This window comes from Pseudoalteromonas sp. L23 (assembly GCF_021728455.1).
GTDB lineage: Bacteria > Pseudomonadota > Gammaproteobacteria > Enterobacterales > Alteromonadaceae > Pseudoalteromonas.
In genome coordinates this window covers 58,691-79,453 of record NZ_JAKKCW010000012.1, presented here as the reverse complement: position 1 = coordinate 79,453, position 20,763 = coordinate 58,691, and the positions used below count along the sequence as shown (strand labels likewise).

Here is a 20,763-nt window from a genome sequence, read left to right as displayed (position 1 = left end):
GTAAAAACCAACAAATACTATGACCAAAAACAATAAACAAACCATTGTTATCAAGCTCGGCACAAGTGTCTTAACTGCAGGCAGCCAGACCTTAAACAAGCCCAGACTTGTTGAGCTGGTAAGGCAGTGTGTAACGTTGCGTCAAGCTGGTCATCAGGTCATTGTTGTATCTAGCGGTGCTGTTGCTGCTGGGCGCGGTGTATTGCAGCAACAAATTGGTCATTCGCTCGCTGAAAAACAGATGTTAGCTGCGATTGGGCAAGGTCAATTAATCCATTTATGGCAGTCATTGTTTAGTATTTACGACGTTAATGTGGCACAAATGCTACTGACACGAGCCGATCTTGAGCACCGCGAACGTTATCTAACGGCACGGGACATGCTCACTAAGCTTTTAGAGCATCATGTCGTGCCGATCATCAACGAAAACGATGCGGTGGCAACGTCTGAAATCAAAGTTGGCGATAACGATAACCTCTCGGCTTACGTCGCAATTTTAGCAAATGCCGATAAATTGGTATTACTCACCGATCAGCATGGTCTTTTTACCGCAGATCCCAGAGCCAATCCAGATGCGCAGTTGATAGAGCAAGTAACACATATAAACGACGAACTTAGAGCTCTTGCTGGTGGTAGTGGCACACAACTTGGCACGGGTGGTATGGCGACTAAGTTGCAAGCCGCCGACATCGCACAACGAGCAGGCGTTGATGTCGTGATTGCAAAAGGTAGTGAATACGACATTTTACCGCAAGTACTTACGCAAACCGCACCAAGCACGACGTTTTTGAAGTTTGACGCTCCGGTTGGAGGGCGCAAGCGCTGGTTGCTGTCTGGCCCTAAATCAACCGGTAAAATAATTTGTGATAGTGGTGCAATCAATGCGGTATGTAATCAAGGAGCAAGTTTACTAGCAAAAGGTATCGTGTCGATTGAAGGGCAATTTAAACGTGGTGAGCTGGTTCAAGTGTTTTGCCAACAAGGCACGCTACAGGCACAAGGTTTAACTAGCTTAAGTAATCAAGAACTTGGTTTGGTAATTGGCCGTCATAGTAGTGAATTTGCGCAGTGTCTTGGCTTTGAAAGTGCAGAGGAGATCATCCATCGCGATAATTTGGTGCTCTTAAATCAACATAGCCAACAAGAAGTATTAAATTAGCCTATAAATTACTGTAAATTCAGAAGGCTGTTCTACACTTATCAAGAGTCAACTTAATTGAGAGGCCTTGAATGTCGATTAGCTATTCACCCTGTGGTCACGAACTTACTTTAGAGCTCTTGGCGCAAAAGAGTGAACTGGTGCTAATGCAGGCCCTTGAGCGGGTTATCTCTGATGTTTGTGGGGAAAGCTATGCATTTTATTTCAGTAAAAGCTTATCGGAAAAAGAAGTCCCAAAATCTATATTTGTGAGCCATCGCGACTTTTGTGTTGTGGTGGGACCGGTAGATGCCGTGGTAGATAAATTACAGCAGCGCCAAGATGACAAACACCTCATTCAATACCACGGCGATAGTGTTATCCCGTTTTATCACCAAGCTCAGCTCGTTGGTTTTTTATATATAGAAGGTCAAGTAAATCTCACCACTGCGACTTTAATGAAGCACTTACTCACTGTTTTTGCGCATCAAATGGCAACATTGCACTTTGCTCGTATCGATCCGCTTTCCGAGCTACTCAATCGCCAAACGTTTGATGAAAAAGTCATGGAAATAACCAATGGGGACGGGTTTACGGTATGCCGTGATGACAGTGAAGACCGCAAGTGGTATTTAGCGATGGTAGATATCGATCACTTTAAACAGGTAAACGACAATTTTGGTCATGTGATTGGCGATGAAGTGATCCTGTTGGTAGCACAAAAGATCAAAGCTAACTTTAGAGCAGAAGACTATGTGTTTCGCTACGGCGGAGAGGAGTTTGCGGCGCTATTTCAAAGTCGCAATGATGACTCTGCTGCAGTAGCACTTGAGCGCTTGAGAAGTACAATAGCTTCCAGCCGATTTCCGCAAGTAGAGCATGTTTCTGTAAGCCTAGGTTTTACTGAAGTGGTCGATACACTACAAGTTTCTGAGCAAGTTCATAAAGCCGATCTTGCGCTTTATCACTCAAAAGAAAATGGCAGAAACCAAGTTACAAACTACCTCGCTTTAGGGTTAGCTGAATCACAATACGCATGTGCAGAAATAGAGTTGTTTTAAGCTCCGCTTATATATAGCGCTTAAAGATTATGCTAAACTCCCCAACTTATTTTTTAGCGAATGTAGCAAAAGGTTTGGGAAACGTTATGCAATTTGTAAGATGGTTTTTAGGACGTCTGATTTTACTTTTTGATTTTATTTTTACCCCGCGCAGTAAAAAACGTGCCGCAGAACAACAGCAAAAGCTAGATGCTATGACGGCAAACTTAAAGTTATACCAATTTAAGGCATGTCCATTTTGCGTTAAAGTGCGCCGCGCTGCCAAGCGTGAAGGGCTTAAGCTCGAAACCCGTGATGCCAAAAATGATGAGCAATATCGCCAAGAGTTGCTAGAGCAGGGTGGTAAAGTGAAGGTGCCATGCTTGCGAATCGAAGAGCAAGGCGAAGTCACTTGGCTATACGAATCCAATGACATTGTTGCTTATCTAGAAAAGCTGGAAAAAGCAGCTTAATTCACGCGCCTTACTATGCGCTAATCAGGCGCTATGCTAGCATAGCGCCATTAATCGACTAATCCATTTTTAAGAGAATTTTGATGACTATCCGTACTCGTGTCGCACCCTCTCCAACAGGTGATCCGCATTTAGGAACGGCTTATATTGCCTTATTCAACTATTGCTTTGCCAAGCAGCAAGGTGGTGAGTTTGTATTACGAATTGAAGATACCGATCAGGTACGTAGTACTGTTGAATCTGAGCAAGCTATCATGGACAGCCTACGTTGGTTAGGGCTTGACTGGGATCATGGTCCGGATGTGGGTGGCGAGTTTGGTCCATACCGTCAATCAGAGCGTTCTGACTTATACAAAAAGTTTGCACAGCAGCTTGTAGATGATGGTAAAGCGTTTTACTGCTTTGCGACGGCTGAAGAGCTAGACCAAATGCGTGAAGAGCAGATGGCAGAAGGCTTACGCCCTAAATATGATGGCCGTGGCTTACGTTTATCTGAAGAACAAGTAAAGGCAAACCTTGAAGCTGGCAAGCCTTACGTAATTCGCATGAAAATCCCAGAAGAAGGCACGTTTAAGTTTAACGATTACCTACGCGGTGAAATTGAGATCCCATGGGAAAACGTAGACATGCAAGTTTTGTTGAAAGCCGACGGCTTCCCAACTTACTTCCTTGCAAACGTAGTAGATGACCATCACATGGAGATTAGCCATATCTTCCGTGGTGAAGAGTGGATCAACTCTGCGCCTAAACTACTAAAATTGTACGAAGACTTCGGCTGGGAAGCACCTGTACTTGGTCACCTACCGCTACTTCGTAACCCTGATAAGTCTAAGCTGTCAAAGCGTAAAAACCCAACTTCAATTAACTACTACAAAGAAATGGGTTTCTTACCAGAAGCACTACTTAACTATTTAGGTCGTATGGGTTGGTCAATGCCGGATGAGCGTGAAAAGTTCACTTTGGCTGAGATGATTGAACACTTTGATATGAAGCGCGTATCGCTTGGTGGACCTATCTTTGATATTGACAAGCTTAACTGGTTAAACGGTCTGTGGATCCGTGAAAACCTAACCGATGCAGAACTTATCCAGCGCTTTGTCGACTGGAAGTTTAACGGTGATATGTTGGCTCGCGTACTTCCTGAAGCCAAGGCGCGTATTAACACGTTATCTGATTTGGTGGGGCTAGCAGGCCACTTTGTGGCGGGCTTACCTGAATACGATCCAGCGTTATTAACGGCTGGTAAAGCGGACGAAGAAGTGGTTCGTCAAGCTCTGCAGTTCTTTATTTGGGAATTGGAAAAGCTGCGTACGTGGAACAAGTCTGAGATCTTCTCTATTGCAAAGGCTGTGGCGACACACCATGAGTTAAAGATCAAAGAGTTCTTAGAGCCTATCTTCGTTGCTATTACAGGCAAAACCTCATCGACCTCAGTAGTAGATGCGATGGAAGTGTTAGGTTCAGACCTTTCTCGTGCGCGTTTAAGAGTGGCACTAGAGCATATTGGTGTATCTAAAAAGCAAGCGAAAAAGCTTGAAAAAGCATACCGTGAGTACCCGTCTATTGCATAATAGCGAGACCGTATTGTAAAAGCCGCTGATGTAGCGGCTTTTTTATTGTCCGAAATGTATCGTGTTTACCGCTTTCCTTGTGCCATCAACACATCAAGAGACTGCCTTAACAGTTGAATTTGCTCCATACTTAAGCCCGCTTTTGCCATCATTTGTGCTGGGATACAAGCGCATGATTGCTCGAGGATTTTACCTGCTTGAGTTAAGTGAATGAAGGTTTGTCGTTCATCATCAGGATTTTTGCTACGGGTAACGAGACCACGCTCTGCTAAGCGCTTAAGGAGCGGTGTTAGGGTGTTGCTATTGAGTTCAGCTCGTTCGCCTATTTCTTTCACGAGCTGTCCGTCCTGCTCCCATAAAATCAATAACACTATGTATTGCGGATACGTGAGCCCAACCTCTTTGAGTAACGGCTGATAGAGTCGTGTAACCTGTCTTGATGCACTATATAGCCGAAAACAGATCTGGTTATCGAGATTGAGCTGCGGGTTAGATTGACTCATTTAGTAACTTTTCAATATCTTTGGCTATTTGTTCAGGCTTGGTGATTGGGGCATAGCGCTTAACGGGTTCACCCTGCTGGTTAAATAAAAACTTAGTGAAGTTCCATTTGATTTTATTACCAAATAGCCCTGGAAGCGCGGACTTTAGGTATTGATACAGTGGGTGTGCTTTATCGCCATTAACCTCAATCTTTTCCATCATCTGAAAATCAACACCGTAGTTAATTAAGCAGCCTTCTTGAATTTGTTTTGCATCTCCGGGTTCTTGTTTACCAAACTGATTGCAGGGAAAGCCGATGATCACAAGTCCCTGATCCGCGTATTTTTGGTGTAGCTCTTGGAGTCCTTCATATTGTGGTGTTAATCCACACTCACTAGCCGTGTTAACAATAAGCACAGCTTTGCCTTGTAAGTCGGTAAAATGATATGCCTGACCTTGTAACGTGTTTGCTTCAAACTGATAGAGTGTCGTCATTTTTAGTCTCTTGTGATTTAATCGTGTGCGATTTAATTTAGACTAAGTATGACCCTTGTGCAACCGCAGTTGAAATTATTTTGCAGGAGTATGTTGATATTTGGCGCTTAGCATCGCAAGCCGCCTGGTGATCAATGCGTGATCTTGCTTGGGGAGATATTTTAAGTGTGTGGTTAGGTAGGTACTGGTGGAATATAGTGCACGGATCATCTGGTTGGCCTTGTCGATAAATGCTCGTGTTTCTTGGGTGTGGCTACAAGCAATATGGCCTTCAAGATGAGGGAGGTTATTTGCAATCGGTAATGAGCCCACTAGATGGGCTTTGTCCTTTGGAAAGCTTTGCTGAAAAATAGCGGGGTAGGCTAATATAAAGTCGACTTTACCTGCACTAAACTGCTCCATAATGGTTTGTGCTGAGGTTTTATACGGTCTAATGGCAACATTTTTGGGCTCAAGTAGCGCTAATGCAGAGTCAATGGTATTGCCATAAGATTTGCCGACCTCTTTGATGATAGTGGTCTGTGGATAGTAAGCCATTAAACTTGCAAGCGACTTTAGCTTACCCGTGGCGTTCACAAGGCTGGCATCCATCGGGGTGTGCTGTTTGAAGTAATATAATCTATGGCTCGGATATAGGTGGATGGGGATGGTAAACAAGAAGGCTTGCTGGCGACTTGGGGTTTTTAGGCGAGACACCGCGCACACAGGCTCTTCGCTTGCTAGTAATTGGTTAAGCTTGGTTGGGGTGACAATGTTAAAGTCAAAGTAATCTCGGCCAAACTGGTTTAAAAGCAAGTTGTTGGTATCTGACTCTAAACTATGGGCTTGTCTGGTAAAAAGTCTTTGCTCATCGGCAGGTTCATTCGAGATCAGCAATATTTTTGCGTTGCAGCACGCACCAAATAACAGCAGCATTAGCAGTAAATATTTCATTATTGCTCCAACCCAGTAAAGCAAACACCAGTTTACTATAGAACATTATTACTCGGAGCTGCGAAGTTTGCTGCAAAAACATGTCTAAAAGCCTAACAAACATCAGACAGATGTATATAAATTGGACGCAAAATACGGTGCCAAATCAAGATAAGTGGTTATTTAACCTTAACTCTTTGTGCTGAGTTTTATAACCTGTCATCATTGCAATGATTTTTACCTATGGGGCAAATAAACAATGACCAAAGTGTGGGATGGATTTATCCGCGGGTTTCACTGGCTGCTCGTAGCAGGACTAGTAACCTTATATATTACCGGTGAAGAAGGCATGATGGATCTTCACTTTGTTACTGGCTATTTATTGTTAGCACTGATGGCAGCGCGATTAATTTGGGGTGTCATTGGTAGCCAAACCGCTAAATTAAGCGCGTTATTTCATTCACCTAAAGCAATTTTATCGGCCATTAAATCAAAACAAAGCCATGTAGGACATAATCCTGCGGGAAGTTTGATGGTGCTGCTATTTTTTGTGCTGATCATTGTCCAGCTTGTTTCTGGCTTGATGACAACAGATGATATTTTGGTGGAAGGCCCACTTGCACAATATGTATCTTACGACTTAGTTGAATTAGCAGGTGATATACATCACACCAATATTGAGCTGTTAATTGCGGCCATTGCACTGCATATATTTGCTATTGTGGTGTATCGCCTAAAAGGTCAAAACCTAGTAAAGACATTAGTTACTGGTAAGCAAGAACATGCAGTCAGCACGCCTGTCATGAAATCGGGTGTTGTTGCATACCTTATCTTTATTGCACTTTCAGCTTTGTTACTCTTTACGTGGGGCGCTGAGCCATTACAAGGGTTAATGTAACTTAACTCTAAACAGAGGTTAGCGAGGTCATTGTTTTCAATAACTTCGCTAACTTTTAGTGCCAAGTCCGGTCAATGTAATATTTGTTAACAGATTATCGTAACAGATATGACCTCTATTTCAGAAAATTCTGGTAACATGGCGCAGTTTTATCATAGAGGTTAGAGAAAAGTAGCGATGTTAGAGCCGTATTATCAACAACAAGCAAATGAGATCACCATTACCAGAGAGCAGGGGAGTTTATTTGCAAAAGGAGTCGCGGACGACTACAACCCACTGCACGACATCGATGCAAAGAAGTTTTGTGTACCGGGTGATCTACTTTTCTCCTTAGTGTTAAAGCACTACGGCTTAAGCGAGAATATGGAGTTTAGCTTTGTGGGCATGGTTGATGAAACAACAACCCTTACATTGCCAGAAGGTGCTGCGCAATTTGATATTACCGCAAATGATAAAGTGATGCTGTCAGTGTCGCGCGCTGGCGAAACCAGCACGTGCCCAACGCTCATCAATAGTTTGACGAGAAATTACGTAGAATTTTCAGGCACTACCTTTCCTCATGTGATCATCCCATTGATGGGTGAGCAAGAGGTAATGATAAACCCAGCAAGGCCAATGGTGATATACGAATCTATGTCTATTCATATGGATGATATATCGGTAACGGAAGTAACATTGGAAGCGGCTAAGCCAGAGTTTAGCTATGAAGGCAAACGTGGCAAAATCAACCTGCGTTTTAACTTGCTGTCGAACGGCACTAAAGTCGGTTATGGTGAAAAGCACATGTTAGTTTCTGGGATCCGTGAGTATTGTCAGCAAACCGTTGATGATTTGATTGCCTATTACAATGATAGAAAAGTAGCATTAAAGCCGTAACCTCCCAATACACGCTGACGCACCTGTCAGCGTGTTGCCCACACCGTTTTCCTTTGAAACAATAATTCATCCACTCTTCAGCTGTCCGCTATACTGTTTAGATAAAATGTAATTGAATTAAATGGTATTACTGTGCCGTATGCTGACTTGCTCAAACCAGAAGCCTCACAACAAACATTATTAAAATGGCAAAAAACAGTCGATTTGATGGCGAAGATTTTTTCGGCGCCTGCTGCGTTTGTGGTACAAAAAAAAGAAGACGGTTTTGCAGTGATGATTGCAAGTGACCAAGAAGAAAACCCGTATCCTGCAGGTGGTTTTATACCGCAAGAAACCAATATCTTTTGTAAGCATGTTGTCGCTAATAATCGCAATCTATATGAGCAGCACGCCAGCGTAAACTATCAATGGGACGATAACCCTGAGGTTGCCAATGATGGCTTTGAGTCTTATTTGGGTGTACCAATCCACTGGCCCAATGGAAAATCGTTTGGCACATTGTGTGTGATGGATTTTAAACCTACAAATTACAACGCTTCGTTGGTTGAATTTATAGAGCACTTACGCGATATGCTAGAAGACGATTTGGTGATGATTGAGCGCTATAGCAAAATCAAAGCGATAGCGATGCAAGATCCGTTGACTGAAGTACTAAATCGCCGCGCGACTGAAATACTCGGTGAACATAAGCGTGATATTGCCTTAAAACTGGGTGGTGCGCTTTACTGTGTCTTTCTTGATTTAGATGGTTTTAAACCGATAAATGACAGCTATGGTCATGAAGTTGGAGATCAGGTGTTACAAAGTTTGGCTGAAGCCTTGAAAGCCGCAAGTAGCGAAGATGATATTATTGGGCGCTATGGCGGCGATGAGTTTCTGGCTGTTGTACAACGAGATAATGAAGAAGCAGTAAACGACTTTATTTTTCAAAGTGAGGCTAATTTCTATCAGGCGTTAAAAAAGAAAAAGCTCCCCAAGTGTGGTTTTTCTGCGGGATTTGCCAAGAGCGACAGTAAGTTTGAAAGCATGACCAGTTTATTCTCTCGAGCAGACAAACACATGTATCAGAAAAAAATGAACTAGCGTGCCTACAAATCGCGCTTTCCTTAAATTAATTCCCTTAGTCACCGTCTACTAAACAGAGTGCATGTAACCTCATGACTCGGTTACTAAATCTTTCAAACGGGCTTTGTCGCTTCAATGACAGTCGTTTGTGTAATTTAAGTGGAAAAGTATGTATTCAATTCACCCTTTGTGGCAGCAATTCCCTTGTGCCGACAAAACCGCGCTGCAAGGTACAGAGCTCGCCTCGTATCACAACCCGCAGATCAATAAGACAGTGCGCTTTAAGCTGATCTCAAAAGCGGATTTACCACTATTTTGTCAGTGGATGAACGATCCTCGAGTTGCACATTTTTGGCAGCAGGCGTGGTCAGAAGAAAAGCAGTGGCAGTATCTCAGCGAACGTTTAGCAGACAACTTTAGTTTGCCGCTCGTCATGTATTTTGATGAGCAGCCATTTGGCTATGTTGAAGTTTATTGGGCTGAGTTAGATAAGTTAGCGGGATATTATGAGTGGCAGCCCAAAGATAGAGGCGTCCATTTATTAGTTGGTGAGCAATCATGTAGAGGTCCCGAAAATTTTCGTGCTTGGATGACCAGTTTAAGTCACCTTATTTATTTAGGGCATGAAGATACTCAGCGTATTGTGCTAGAGCCTCGCCATGATAATACGCGGCTACTCACTCGCATTTCAGAGCTTGGTTATCATAGCCTGTTTGAGTTTGACTTTCCTCATAAGCGTGCTGCGTTAGTGATGGCTGAGAAAGCTTCATTCTATCGAGACGTTTTTCCTCAGTTTGCTTAGGTTACTTAGCGCGGCTTTTCTTTGCACCATATTGTGCTTGTGTTTGGGACAGTCGCGGCAGTAATTGCCATTTTCTCGGTCGTGGAGAAGGCAGCATTCAGGGCGGATTTGATATTTGCCACTCGGATCATGTGCGGTTATTTCGGTAAACTTAAGCGGATTCTTTAGCGCCCCAAAGTGGGCGGATGTAGTCAGTATTTGTTTATCTTCAAGCAATGTTGGATGCGCACCCACAAGCCCCATAATAATGTCGAAAAAGTCATTCAAGCGATAAAAGCAATTACTCCATAGCGTCCGCTCTTTTACGCCAAAAGCTTGGTGTAGCAGGTCGTGAAGCGGTGATAAGTGATTGAACAATAAGTCGTGATAGCGTGCTTCTGTGTCACTGTTTTTAAGTGCTTTACCTTGATGCGGCAGCAAAATGCTGAGCTGCTCAGGGTTGTAGCTCAATTCGCAAAGCTTTAGTGGCAATGGTGTTAGCAATAATGAATGGCTTACGATGATGCTTGGGAAAATATTGAAGGTGTAATACATATGCCACACGGAGGCTTGAGCCCTTGATTTCGTTACGCCTCTCTCTAAGCTAAAGCGAGTTATATGGTCGATAAAATGTGGTGACTCTAATAACTCAGAAAAAGTCGCTGTAGATCGTAAAGGGGTGAGGTCAACACCATGCGCATACGTATCATAAGGAGGTTTAAAAAAAGGCACTAAATTCGGCAGCATTGAAACGAACAGCTATAGAGGTTTATGGTTAATGACGAAACGCAACTTCATTAATTTAATACCGCCTTTTAGTCTCAAACTCCCACATTACTTTAGTGCTTATGTTTGTTCGGCTGTTATCTGCCAAAAACGGCACTAGAAAAATGCAGTTAATGGTCAAATTACATGTTTTGGCGGGGTAAAAAATACCGAACGCCGACAAATCAATAATCTTATGTAAAAAAATTTAGTTTAGTTTCGTCACTAGTCTGAGTGTCGTGGTTGCTGCCTAAAAGTGGTGTGCAACAAAAACAAATATTCGGCTTGGGAACTAGGCTCTACATGCAAGAACTAACTAAAAAAATAACCCAAATAAGTACCTCTATAAGTCTTCTACAGGAGTTCATCGCGGCGCCGTCTGTGACGCCTTGTGATGCCGGGTTGATCTTAACAATCGCCCAATATCTTGAGGAACTCGGGTTTGAAACCTCATGGTTTGAAGAAAACGGGGTGCGTAACCTTATAGCCAAGCAGGTTTTTTCTGAAGGTCCAAGTTTTGCATTTTCTGGTCATGTTGATGTTGTCCCCGCTGAGCAGGAGCATTGGCATTCCGATCCATTTAAAGCGACTGTCGTAAACGATGTTATTTATGGCAGGGGCGTGTCCGATATGAAAGGGGGCATTGCTGCCATGCTGAGTGCCACACGAGTCTTACTGGCTTCGAAGCAAAAGCTTAAAGGCACTTTCTATTGGTTGCTGACATCCGATGAAGAGGGGGAAGCTGAATTTGGTACCAAGCGAATCGTCGAGCGACTCAGTCAAGATGGTGTAACGATTGACGCTTGCCTTGTTGGAGAGCCTACCTCACACAATCGAGTGGGTGATGTGATCCGAAATGGTCGCCGCGGCTCAATCTCAGGTGCCATAAAAATTGAAGGGAAAGCAGGCCATGTCGCTTATCCCGAACAAACGATCAATGCAGCGCATATCGCGGGTAAAATAGTGGCGACACTGTGCGGTTTACAGTGGCAAAAAGACCAGCCAGATGTCAAAACAACCCTTCAAGTCACGGGCGTCAATACGACGACTGATGTGGATAATATCGTACCTGAAGCGTGCCAGGTTAATTTCAATATTAGATACAGCCATGGGTATAGTAATCAAGAGATCATCGGCATTATCGAAAATCACTTAGCAAGATTTAAAGACAACCTGAGTCTAGATTGGTCAAGGGCATGTAACCCCTACTATACCAGTGCAGATATCGAAGATTCGTTCTTAAACTTAGTGGAAAACGCCATCGTGCGGTGTACTGCGAGATACCCCATAGTAAACACCGCTGGAGGCACGTCTGATGGGCGTTTTTTTGCCAATGGCCACACCCAAACGATTGAATGTGGTGTTAAAAACGACACGATACACCAAGCCAATGAGTGTTTACCCATAAGTGATTTACTGGAAATCGAGCAGATTTATTTAACGGTGCTCAGTGATTTTTTTGGCGCAAAGCAACACCTTAACTTGCCCGCTGGTGAATAAGTTGCACGCCGTCAGGCAGACAATACCAGTTTGACTTCATACTTGCTCAATTTGAGGGATTAAATCTGACGCGAGCTGTGTTAAAAATTTATCAGTTAGAACAACTAAATAGCAAAATTTTTGCCGGGCTAAAGACAAGATTTTCTGGCCTCAACATTTAGGTAAATTGGTATAAATCTAGTTTTTTTTAGACTTTCATTAAACAACTTTAGAAGTGCTTCGTCTTGTTGCTATCAGACTCAGTAATTGAATTATGAGGAAATCGTGTGCTTGGGTATTTAATTCGTCAATCAAAATGGTTGTTAGGTGCGGCTGTGTTCACGAGTGCAATCTGCGGTGTGTGTGCCGTATTGTTACTCACGCAAATTAATAAGGTATTGAATTCATCACAACAAGAAGCCAATCAATTTTTTGGTATTTTTGTGGCCTTGGTGGTGGCTGTGCTGGTTTTTCAGGTGGTGGCTTCAACATTGTTTGAGCGATTGAGTCAACAGGCACATGCTGTGCTGAGAAGGCATATTTCAGATAAGGTACTGCAAGCAGATTATCGTCAACTTGAAGAAGTGGGCGGAGCCAAGGTGCAATCAGCGCTGTCTGAACACTGTTTAAAAGTTGCTGAGTTTTTCGTCCGGTTACCGGTGATCGTCGTCAATGGTATTATTGTAATTGGTTGTATGGCTTATATCGCTTGGTTATCGCTGGATGTATTTGTGATGGCGCTGGTGGTCTTGGGTTTAGGCTCTATTGGCTATCATTTGGTTCATCTCAAAGCCATCGGCTATTTAAATGGTGCAGCAAAAGAGCAAGATCGCTTGTTTGGACACTTTAGTGCTTTGGTTGATGGTGCCAAAGAGCTACGCTTGCATGCTGGTAAAAGACAGCGATTTGCAGATAACGTGCTTGGAGATTCCATTGAATCGGTTCGTAAGCAACGGACGGTGGGCATGTCTGTCTTTGTTATTTCTACCGCTTGGGGAAATTTCTTAATCTACGCATTTATTGGCGCGGTTTTGTTCGCGCTGGTAGCAGATTCAGCGCAGCGTACCCAAATACTAACGGGCTTTGCGTTGGTCTTTATATATATGATTGCGCCCTTAGAGAACTTACTAAAGGCTCTGCCCGCGGCCAATATAGCGAAAGCATCAGCTGCACGCATTGAAGCTGTTACCGCGCATTTATCCGAAGGAGCGAAAGAAAAGCACTTACCGAATGCGCCTTCCTCGTTTAAACAGCTTGAATTAAGCGGGTTAACACATCAGTTTTATCATGAACCTTCTGATGATTTATTCACACTTGGACCTATCGATTTATCGTTTAAACCGGGGGAAATTGTCTTTTTGGTTGGCGGTAATGGCAGTGGCAAAACCACGCTGGCTAAGATGTTGGTCGGATTATACAAGAGTAATACTGGTCAACTTCGCTTAGATGGCAAAACCATTAACCCTGAAGATCTAGATGAGTATAGACAGCTTTTCACCGCAATTTTCTCTGACTTTTATTTGTTTGAAGAATTGCTGGATATCCCTTCGGCTGAATTAGATGCGGCCGCAAACTCACTGTTAGAAAAGCTCCAACTTAATCGTAAAGTGCATGTTGCCAATGGTGCATTTTCAACGCGTGCGTTATCTCAAGGGCAAAGAAAGCGGCTAGCCATGGTGGTAGCCCATTTAGAGCAGCGTCCGTTTTTAGTCTTTGATGAATGGGCGGCGGACCAAGATCCTATATTTAAAGAGGTGTTTTATCGCCAGTTATTACCAGAGCTTAAAGCGCAGGGGAAAACGCTGTTGGTTATCTCTCATGACGATAAGTATTTTGACTGCGCCGATCGACTGTTGCGAATGGAGCACGGCCAACTTTATCAGCGTGAAGAGGCAGCTGCATAAATAACCTGAGTGGTTAAAGTTGAGCGCAGTGCAAGCCAACATTATCACTGCGTTTAACTTGATAACCGCTTAGCGGCTAAGCATATTTAGGCCGCGATATCCCTACCTATATGCTTTCAATTATCTGCACTGGTAAAAAATCAGAATATAGACGCTTTTTTCTTTAAACAATTCGCATTTCTATTCGTCTACAGAGGCAATATCGCCAAATTTATTGGCATGTTGAGAAGGTAGCACGGAGATACATACCTCATGACTACCCAACCTCATCAGAATGTAAACCGACTGCCTATAGTAGCAGTGCAATATTTATCAGGAGATGTCATGTCAGTGAGCTGTTTTGACCGCGAAGATGAAACCTTCATCGTGCTTATTAATCAAGAAGAACAATATTCAATTTGGCCCGAGTGGAAAGCGGTACCAGCGGGTTGGCAAGCTGTAGCTGGTGTTCAGGGCGATAAGGCCCACGTGCAAAGCTACATTAACGAGCACTGGACTGATATGCGTCCTGCTTCTTTGCGTCAGTGGATGGCTGAGCAAGCGCAACAAGGTGACGCGTGAGTACATCAAGCATTAAGCTGTTGTGCCTGCCTTGTGCTGGGGCGAGTGCCTCAATGTACTTACGTTGGAGTCGGCAATTGCCTAGCTGGATAAAGCTAGTGCCCATTGAGCTTGCAGGAAGAGGCCCTAGGTTAGATGAAGAGAAAGTCGAAAACTACCACGAGCAAGTGAGTGCGATACTTCAGTGTTATCAGCATGAGATGATCGGTGATTATGCTTTTTTTGGTCATAGCATGGGAGCTTTGCTTGCCTATGGCGTAACACTGCAGTTGCAACAGCGCAATTTACCTTTGCCTAACACTTTGATGCTATCGGCGTGTCCTGCGCCACAGTTTATTCATCCTGAGCGCTATCCAGAACCTAATGATCGGCAAGCGCTCATTGCTGAATTGCGAGCGCAGGGAGGAACGCCAGACATGCTATTTGACAATGCTGATTTATTGGAAATGACGCTTGAGGTGCTGGCCGCTGACTATCACGCATTGCGCTCGTTTACGCCATCTAGCCCTTCGCAAATAACCGTGCCGGTAACCACTTTTTATGGTCACGATGACTTAATCAGTGTTAGCGAAGTACTGGCCTGGCAGCAACACGCCCGTCAACCATTATCGCAACAAGGGTTCGCTGGTGGGCATTTTTATATTCACAGTGCCCAAGCTTCAGTGTTGTCTGCACTTGAGCAAACACTGAGTCGCCATAATACATCAGCGGCTGCTTTGGTCAGTAGTTGTGAGTAAAACCAAGCGCTGCACTTGAGGACTTGGGTTATCACACAGCATTAAACACTTGGTATTAGTCGGTTCGCTTTTTAATCTTGTCTCTAGTCGCGAGCCCATTTAGAAAAATTGAGGTAGAGCTGCAATATGCAACACAAGCCATTACAACTAAACCCGTATCTCACGGGCGAGACGCCCCACAGCATGGTTGAGCGTTTACAACACCTTGCCCAGATCCAAGCAGATAAAACCGCGCTGGTGGTCGTTAGTGACAAAGAAGGTGTGCTGGATGAGCGCTCATTTACCTATGGTGAATTAGATATACAGATTAAAAGACTAGCGGCCGAGCTGCAGCTACAGTGTCGTCAAGGTGATCGCGTGCTGTTGATGCTAGATAACAATGAACACTATGTTATCAGTTTCTTCGCATGCCTTTATGCCGGTCTCATCGCGGTTCCTTTATTTGTTCCCGAATCTTCACGTTCTCAGCATATTCAGCGCGTTGTTGGGATTGCGTTAAATTGTCAAGCAACCGCTATTTTAGCGCATTCTGCAGATCATCAGTTAGTTGAACTAGCCAAACAAGAAATGCACAACAGCGGCCTAAGTGCTGCAAGTTTACTGTTTGTTGACCAGTTAAATTATCAAGAGAATACCTGCTGGCAAGCGCATACGCCACAACCACAAGAGTTGGCATTTTTACAATATACCTCAGGCTCAACGGCAGCACCAAAGGGTGTTATGGTGAGTCACGGTAATTTGATTGCAAATGAAATTGCCATCAGCGAAGGGAGTGGGGTGATAGCAGACGAGGTTGTGGTGTCTTGGTTGCCTCTGTACCACGATATGGGATTAATGGCCGGCTTGATTTTGCCTTTATTCAATGGCTCAAAATGTGTCTTGATGTCGCCTCGCTACTTCCTTGAAAAACCAATCCGCTGGCTTGAAGCAATTGCTAGACACCGAGGTACGTCAAGCGGTGGTCCAGATTTTGGTTATCGCTTGTGTGTTGAAAGGATAAGGCCAAGCGCAATGGCGAACTTGGATCTGTCTTCTTGGCAAGTGGCCTTTAGTGGCGCAGAGCCTGTAAGGGTTGATACGCTTGATAGCTTTTTTGCACAAGCCACGCCAGCAGGTTTTAATCCTCAAGCCATATACCCGTGTTATGGATTGGCTGAAGCAACCTTATTTGTTACTGGGCCAAAAAGACAATCTGGCCTAGTGGTACAGTCATTTTCTGCTGCCTCACTTGCACAAGGTATCGCACAACAAGCTGAGCACGGCGTAAAGCAGGTAGCCTGTGGCGTACCAGCTTCACATCATAGTATACGGATCACAGACAACACGACCAAGGCGGCATTGCCGGCAGGACATGTGGGTGAAATTTGGGTCTCGGGCCCGAGTATTGCTCAGGGCTATTGGCAAAACCCAGCTGCAACGGCTGCCACCTTTGTAGAACATGAGCAAGCGCGCTGGCTTCGCACCGGGGACTTAGGAGTGTGGCAAGATAATCAACTATACATTGTTGGCCGCATCAAGGATTTGATCATTTCTCATGGTCGCAATATCTATCCTCAGGATATTGAAAAAATTATCGAAGCAGAATTTGAGTTCGCCCGTAAAGGTCGGATCGCGGTATTTGCAGCCACGGATAACCATAGCGAAGGCGTTGGTGTGGCCCTAGAAATTGCGCGCAAGGTTCAGCGCCAAGTGAGTCCGCAGTTGTTGGTCAATCGCTTAAAGGAAATCGTTGCAGAATATTGTGATGAGTCCGTCACAGGCGTTTTGATGATGCAACCTGCAAGCTTGCCAAAAACGTCCAGTGGCAAATTACAGCGTAGCGCCTGCAAGCAAATGTGGACGCAAGCCGCTGAACTGAGTGTCGCTGCGCCACTGTCAGACGATAATGTTGATAAGGCTTATGCGATTTATGCACATAATCAGCTGGTGCGTGGTCAAACACTGGCAGATACTTTGGCCCCAGCACCTTTATCAGAACACGAGCAAGCACTGGCCGATATCTGGCAAGCCGTGCTCAATCGTAAGAGTGATTTTAGTCGTGACGCACACTTTCTAGCAGAGGGCGGTAACTCGCTAAAAGCGGTGCAGTTAATTCACGCCATTGAGCAACATTGGCAAGTGAAGTTTGACCCCACAGAAATATTTCATTGTTTGCGCTTAGGCGAGCAAGCCGATGCTATTTTGGCCGCGTCACAACGCCAACAGTTGGTGGCTAAAGAAGCTTCCAGCGTGTCATCAATAAATTCCATTATTGCCAACGAGTATGGAATTGAGCAGGCCGTTCCAATGTCTCATGCGCAAGCGAGACTATGGTTTTTATGGCAACTAGAACCCCATAGCAGTGCTTACAATATTGGTGCGCGCATCAACCTACACTCAGATATAGACGCTACGCGCTTGCAAAACGCGTTAAATACTCTGGTGGCTGAACACCAAGCGCTGCGCACACGCTTTGATACCGATGAACTTGGTACGGCAATCCAAGTGGTTGCGCAAACGGGTCATTGGCCGCTGCAACAATTTGACTTAAGTAATGTTGCAGCGTCGCAGCAAGCTTCGGCATTGGCTGAATTGGTTGCCACAGTGAGCCAATACGAATTTGATTTAACTAAAGGGGATGTCGTCAACGCGGCGCTAATTAATCTAGGTGAGCAAGGCTATCAGCTGATCCTAGTGATGCATCACATCGTTTCCGATGGCGTATCGATGCAAATATTACTAGACCAACTTGCGCATATTTATTTGGGTACCTTGAGCGCGAGTAAAGTGCGAGAGGGCGCAATCACCTATCAAGATTTTTCTTTGTGGCAGCGCTCGTATCTCACCTCCGATACAGCGCAAGCACAATTAACGTGGTGGCAAGCACAGCTCGCCTGCGATGAGCAACCTATTTTGCAGTTGTGCACGGATTTCCCTCGAGTTAATAAAGCGCACTCTCCTGAAAATAATAAGCAACTGTTAGGTGCAAATCACAGTGTCGTCTTACCGGCTCAACTGGTTAAGCAACTTCGTCGCCAAGCGGCCAAACAAAACGCCAGCTTATTTATGGTGATGTTAGCCAGTTTTCATGCATTGCTTTATCGTCATACTGGGCAACATGACATTCGAGTGGGGATACCAGTTGCGAACCGCCATTTGCCTCAACTCCAAGAGTTAGTAGGCTTTTTTGTAAATACCCAAGTGATCCCTGCGAAGTTTTCGGGTCAGACTTGTTTGCAAGATATTGTGGCGCAAGTCAAAACTGCCGTCTTGGGCGCACAAGCAAATCAAGATGTTCCTTTTGAGTATCTAGTCGAAGCGCTAGCGCCGGAACGGAGCGTCGATACGCATCCGCTTTTCCAGGTAATGTTTAGCCATACGGAGCATGATACTCGTGCATGGCAGCCGTTGGTCGCAAAGGATACTAACTTATCAGCCCGCGCTTGGCAGCCGCTAGAAGTGGCGCCGCAATTTGACTTAACGCTCGAAACTTACGAGCTAGAAGAGGATCAAGTAGCGCTAGAGTTTGTTTATCCCAGAGCACTATTTTTGCCACAAACGATAGCGCGTATGGCTGAGCAATATGTTGCTCTGCTACATGCCCAGCTTGAGTCTGGCGCAACGCCACTTGCGCAGCTATGTGTGCAAACCTCGGCAGAGCAAGCGTGGTTGACTCAGGTTGCCAAAGGGCCTGCGGTTGCAACGGATGACTCTACCATTTATCAATTGTTTGAGGAGCAAGTGAAGCGCACGCCAGATGCGCCCGCACTTATCTTCAACCAACAAACCGTGAGTTATAACGCATTAAATCAACGAGCCAACCAGCTCGCGCACTATTTAAAAAGTCGAGGTATTGGGCCTGAAGATTGTGTCGGTATGGCGCTTGAGCGCGGTATTGAGATGTATGTCACCCTATTTGCGATTTGGAAAGCGGGAGCCGCCTATGTGCCACTCGATCCGACGTACCCTGAGGACAGGCTTGTTCACATGGTGAAGGATAGCGGGGTGAAGTTGGTGCTGACGAATGCTGCGCTCGTGGCGCATATTCCAAACGCTGAAAACGCCATCTCTGTGCTTGCATACGAGCATATAGCGCTTGGCGACTTTGCAACGACTAATCCTGCGATTGCATCACACTCCCAGCACTTGGCGTATGTTATTTACACCTCAGGCTCGACCGGGTTGCCCAAAGGGGTCGCCGTTACGCATGGCCCATTGTCCATGCATATTCAAAATATGGTTGACGTATATGGAGTGGATAGCGATCACACGGAGCTGCAGTTCTTTTCGATTAACTTTGATGCCGCAGGTGAGCAGTGGATGACACCACTGATCAAAGGTGGTGCGTTAGTGCTGGCGACTAAGGCGCAGCTCAATGTGGAGGCCGTCAGTGAGTTAATAAACGTGCACAAGGTGACGGCACTGCATTTACCGCCCGCCTATTTACGCCTTTTGACGCCGCATTTGCACGACTGTAAGCAAATTCGCACCTGTATTGTCGGCGGTGAAGAATTTAGCCGCACAGATTATCAAGACGCTCATCGGGCGTTTTCTGCGCCTCGGATTGTCAACGCCTACGGGCCAACTGAAACCATTATTACACCAACGGCATGGATCAGTTTACCGGGTGAGCTACACGAGGTTAGCACTGTACCAATTGGCAAGCCGATAGGTGCGCGTGAAGCCTATATTTTAGACGCCGATCTGAATCCTGTACCACAAGGAGCAAGCGGTGAACTTTACGTGGGTGGTCGTGGTGTTGCTCGTGGTTATTTGGGGCGTCCAGCCCTGACCGCAGAGCGTTTTGTTGCCAACCCATTTAGTAGCGATGGCGAAGTCTTATATCGAACGGGAGACTTGGTTCGTTGGAATCAACGCGATGAACTGGAATATTTAGGGCGCATCGATCATCAAGTCAAAATTCGTGGTTTTCGGATAGAGCTCGGTGAAGTTGAAGCGCAATTAATGGCACTTCCACACATTAAAGAAGCGGTTGTATTGGCCAAAGACGGTGATGGCCAACATGGTCATTCTGGGACACATTTGGTGGCTTATGTTGGCGCTGAGGAGAATGGCCAAGGCGTATTACCTAGCGCGCAAACACTGAAGCAAAGTTTACTGCAAAAACTACCAGACTACATGGTCCCGAGTTGTATCACCGTATTGGCAAACTTGCCTGTGACGGCCAATGGCAAAATTGACCGTCATCACTTACCCGAACCTCAGTGGGGGAGTGGTGAAAGCCATCAAGTACCAACAGGCGGCTTAGCAAATAAAGTCGCTGCGATTTGGGCGGAAGTGCTAGGTCTAGATGCGAAACAAATTGGCCTGCATGACAACTTCTTTGACTTGGGCGGTCACTCCCTATTGTTTGGTCAGATTCAGCAACGTCTTGAAGCCGAATTTAGCTGTAAATTGACCATGTTAGAACTGTTTCATATGACAACCGTAAGTGCCATGGCCACTTACTTTGAACAACGTACACCTGAAGGCGCTGCGAATGCACAGCAAGCAGTTGCCAAAGAAATGAAAAAAGCATCGGCGCGTGGTCAACGCCAGCGCCAAGCCTTCTTGAAAAAAACACGCACAAAAGTGGAAAGCTAAGC

Annotated in this window: 17 protein-coding genes; 13 read left to right on the top strand and 4 right to left on the bottom strand. The window is 45.0% G+C overall.

Features of this window, described 5'->3' with window-relative positions; genetic code table 11:
- Positions 1–19 precede the first annotated feature (19 nt).
- The 4 genes from proB (at position 20) to gltX (ending at position 4,222) form a co-directional block, all read left to right on the top strand.
- Positions 20–1,159 (top strand): glutamate 5-kinase, encoded by a 1,140-nt coding sequence (gene proB, locus L3V43_RS18030; protein WP_102056186.1) that lies wholly within the window; start codon positions 20–22, stop codon positions 1,157–1,159.
- A 71-nt stretch (positions 1,160–1,230) separates the two neighbouring features.
- On the top strand, positions 1,231–2,199 hold the full coding sequence (locus tag L3V43_RS18025; RefSeq protein WP_102056187.1) for a GGDEF domain-containing protein: 969 nt from the start codon (positions 1,231–1,233) through the stop codon (positions 2,197–2,199).
- Positions 2,200–2,285: 86 nt separating this feature from the next.
- Positions 2,286–2,651, top strand: a complete 366-nt coding sequence (locus L3V43_RS18020; protein ID WP_026000901.1) for a glutaredoxin — start codon at positions 2,286–2,288, stop codon at positions 2,649–2,651.
- A gap of 83 nt (positions 2,652–2,734) precedes the next feature.
- Positions 2,735–4,222 (top strand): glutamate--tRNA ligase, encoded by a 1,488-nt coding sequence (gltX, locus tag L3V43_RS18015; protein ID WP_010607688.1) that lies wholly within the window; start codon positions 2,735–2,737, stop codon positions 4,220–4,222.
- A gap of 65 nt (positions 4,223–4,287) precedes the next feature.
- On the opposite strand, the gene L3V43_RS18010 is transcribed toward gltX, so the two are convergent.
- The 3 genes from L3V43_RS18010 to L3V43_RS18000 all read right to left on the bottom strand — a co-directional run bounded on the left by L3V43_RS18010 (position 4,288) and on the right by L3V43_RS18000 (position 6,133).
- On the bottom strand, positions 4,288–4,725 hold the full coding sequence (locus tag L3V43_RS18010) for a MarR family transcriptional regulator (protein ID WP_102056188.1): 438 nt from the start codon (positions 4,723–4,725) through the stop codon (positions 4,288–4,290).
- On the bottom strand, positions 4,712–5,200 hold the full coding sequence (locus L3V43_RS18005; protein ID WP_010379179.1) for a glutathione peroxidase: 489 nt from the start codon (positions 5,198–5,200) through the stop codon (positions 4,712–4,714). Before L3V43_RS18005 ends, L3V43_RS18010 begins: the two co-directional genes overlap by 14 nt.
- Before the next feature lie 75 nt (positions 5,201–5,275).
- Positions 5,276–6,133: a transporter substrate-binding domain-containing protein gene (locus L3V43_RS18000; protein ID WP_237117129.1), complete on the bottom strand. Its 858-nt coding sequence runs from the start codon at positions 6,131–6,133 to the stop codon at positions 5,276–5,278.
- 238 nt (positions 6,134–6,371) lie between these two features.
- Between L3V43_RS18000 and L3V43_RS17995 the strand changes: the two genes are divergently transcribed.
- The 4 genes from L3V43_RS17995 to L3V43_RS17980 all read left to right on the top strand — a co-directional run bounded on the left by L3V43_RS17995 (position 6,372) and on the right by L3V43_RS17980 (position 9,753).
- Positions 6,372–7,010 carry a cytochrome b/b6 domain-containing protein gene (locus tag L3V43_RS17995; RefSeq protein ID WP_102056190.1) on the top strand — a complete coding sequence of 213 codons (639 nt, stop codon included), beginning with the start codon at positions 6,372–6,374 and terminating at the stop codon, positions 7,008–7,010.
- Between the two features lie 177 nt (positions 7,011–7,187).
- Positions 7,188–7,886 carry a DUF3581 family protein gene (locus L3V43_RS17990; RefSeq protein ID WP_010607683.1) on the top strand — a complete coding sequence of 233 codons (699 nt, stop codon included), beginning with the start codon at positions 7,188–7,190 and terminating at the stop codon, positions 7,884–7,886.
- Between the two features lie 132 nt (positions 7,887–8,018).
- Complete coding sequence (locus L3V43_RS17985) at positions 8,019–8,969, top strand: sensor domain-containing diguanylate cyclase (RefSeq protein WP_237117130.1); 951 nt, start codon at positions 8,019–8,021, stop codon at positions 8,967–8,969.
- A 151-nt stretch (positions 8,970–9,120) separates the two neighbouring features.
- Positions 9,121–9,753: a GNAT family N-acetyltransferase gene (locus tag L3V43_RS17980; protein ID WP_237117131.1), complete on the top strand. Its 633-nt coding sequence runs from the start codon at positions 9,121–9,123 to the stop codon at positions 9,751–9,753.
- Here L3V43_RS17980 and L3V43_RS17975 read toward each other — a convergent pair.
- Positions 9,718–10,479, bottom strand: a complete 762-nt coding sequence (locus tag L3V43_RS17975; protein WP_237117132.1) for an IucA/IucC family C-terminal-domain containing protein — start codon at positions 10,477–10,479, stop codon at positions 9,718–9,720. The two genes, L3V43_RS17980 and L3V43_RS17975, sit on opposite strands and share 36 nt — an antisense overlap.
- Positions 10,480–10,800: 321 nt before the next feature.
- Between L3V43_RS17975 and dapE the strand changes: the two genes are divergently transcribed.
- The 5 genes from dapE to L3V43_RS17950 all read left to right on the top strand — a co-directional run bounded on the left by dapE (position 10,801) and on the right by L3V43_RS17950 (position 20,761).
- Positions 10,801–11,997 (top strand): succinyl-diaminopimelate desuccinylase, encoded by a 1,197-nt coding sequence (gene dapE, locus L3V43_RS17970; RefSeq protein ID WP_174170309.1) that lies wholly within the window; start codon positions 10,801–10,803, stop codon positions 11,995–11,997.
- A 266-nt stretch (positions 11,998–12,263) separates the two neighbouring features.
- Positions 12,264–13,880, top strand: coding sequence for a cyclic peptide export ABC transporter (locus L3V43_RS17965; protein ID WP_235368691.1), 1,617 nt, complete (start codon positions 12,264–12,266; stop codon positions 13,878–13,880).
- A gap of 324 nt (positions 13,881–14,204) precedes the next feature.
- The gene (locus L3V43_RS17960; protein ID WP_010607677.1) at positions 14,205–14,441 is read left to right on the top strand and encodes an MbtH family NRPS accessory protein; all 237 of its coding nucleotides are present in this window, start codon (positions 14,205–14,207) and stop codon (positions 14,439–14,441) included.
- Positions 14,438–15,178 (top strand): alpha/beta fold hydrolase, encoded by a 741-nt coding sequence (locus L3V43_RS17955; protein WP_237117133.1) that lies wholly within the window; start codon positions 14,438–14,440, stop codon positions 15,176–15,178. The genes L3V43_RS17960 and L3V43_RS17955 overlap by 4 nt, the downstream gene beginning before the upstream one ends.
- Before the next feature lie 126 nt (positions 15,179–15,304).
- On the top strand, positions 15,305–20,761 hold the full coding sequence (locus tag L3V43_RS17950) for a non-ribosomal peptide synthetase (protein ID WP_237117134.1): 5,457 nt from the start codon (positions 15,305–15,307) through the stop codon (positions 20,759–20,761).
- Positions 20,762–20,763 lie beyond the last annotated feature (2 nt).

Coding starts and splice junctions, on each gene's coding strand:
- proB (WP_102056186.1), top strand. CDS start 20: ATGACCAAAAACAATAAACAAACCATTGTTATCAAGCTCGGCACAAGT.
- L3V43_RS18025 (WP_102056187.1), top strand. CDS start 1,231: ATGTCGATTAGCTATTCACCCTGTGGTCACGAACTTACTTTAGAGCTC.
- L3V43_RS18020 (WP_026000901.1), top strand. CDS start 2,286: ATGCAATTTGTAAGATGGTTTTTAGGACGTCTGATTTTACTTTTTGAT.
- gltX (WP_010607688.1), top strand. CDS start 2,735: ATGACTATCCGTACTCGTGTCGCACCCTCTCCAACAGGTGATCCGCAT.
- L3V43_RS18010 (WP_102056188.1), bottom strand. CDS start 4,725: ATGAGTCAATCTAACCCGCAGCTCAATCTCGATAACCAGATCTGTTTT.
- L3V43_RS18005 (WP_010379179.1), bottom strand. CDS start 5,200: ATGACGACACTCTATCAGTTTGAAGCAAACACGTTACAAGGTCAGGCA.
- L3V43_RS18000 (WP_237117129.1), bottom strand. CDS start 6,133: ATGAAATATTTACTGCTAATGCTGCTGTTATTTGGTGCGTGCTGCAAC.
- L3V43_RS17995 (WP_102056190.1), top strand. CDS start 6,372: ATGACCAAAGTGTGGGATGGATTTATCCGCGGGTTTCACTGGCTGCTC.
- L3V43_RS17990 (WP_010607683.1), top strand. CDS start 7,188: ATGTTAGAGCCGTATTATCAACAACAAGCAAATGAGATCACCATTACC.
- L3V43_RS17980 (WP_237117131.1), top strand. CDS start 9,121: ATGTATTCAATTCACCCTTTGTGGCAGCAATTCCCTTGTGCCGACAAA.
- L3V43_RS17975 (WP_237117132.1), bottom strand. CDS start 10,479: ATGCTGCCGAATTTAGTGCCTTTTTTTAAACCTCCTTATGATACGTAT.
- dapE (WP_174170309.1), top strand. CDS start 10,801: ATGCAAGAACTAACTAAAAAAATAACCCAAATAAGTACCTCTATAAGT.
- L3V43_RS17960 (WP_010607677.1), top strand. CDS start 14,205: ATGTCAGTGAGCTGTTTTGACCGCGAAGATGAAACCTTCATCGTGCTT.
- L3V43_RS17950 (WP_237117134.1), top strand. CDS start 15,305: ATGCAACACAAGCCATTACAACTAAACCCGTATCTCACGGGCGAGACG.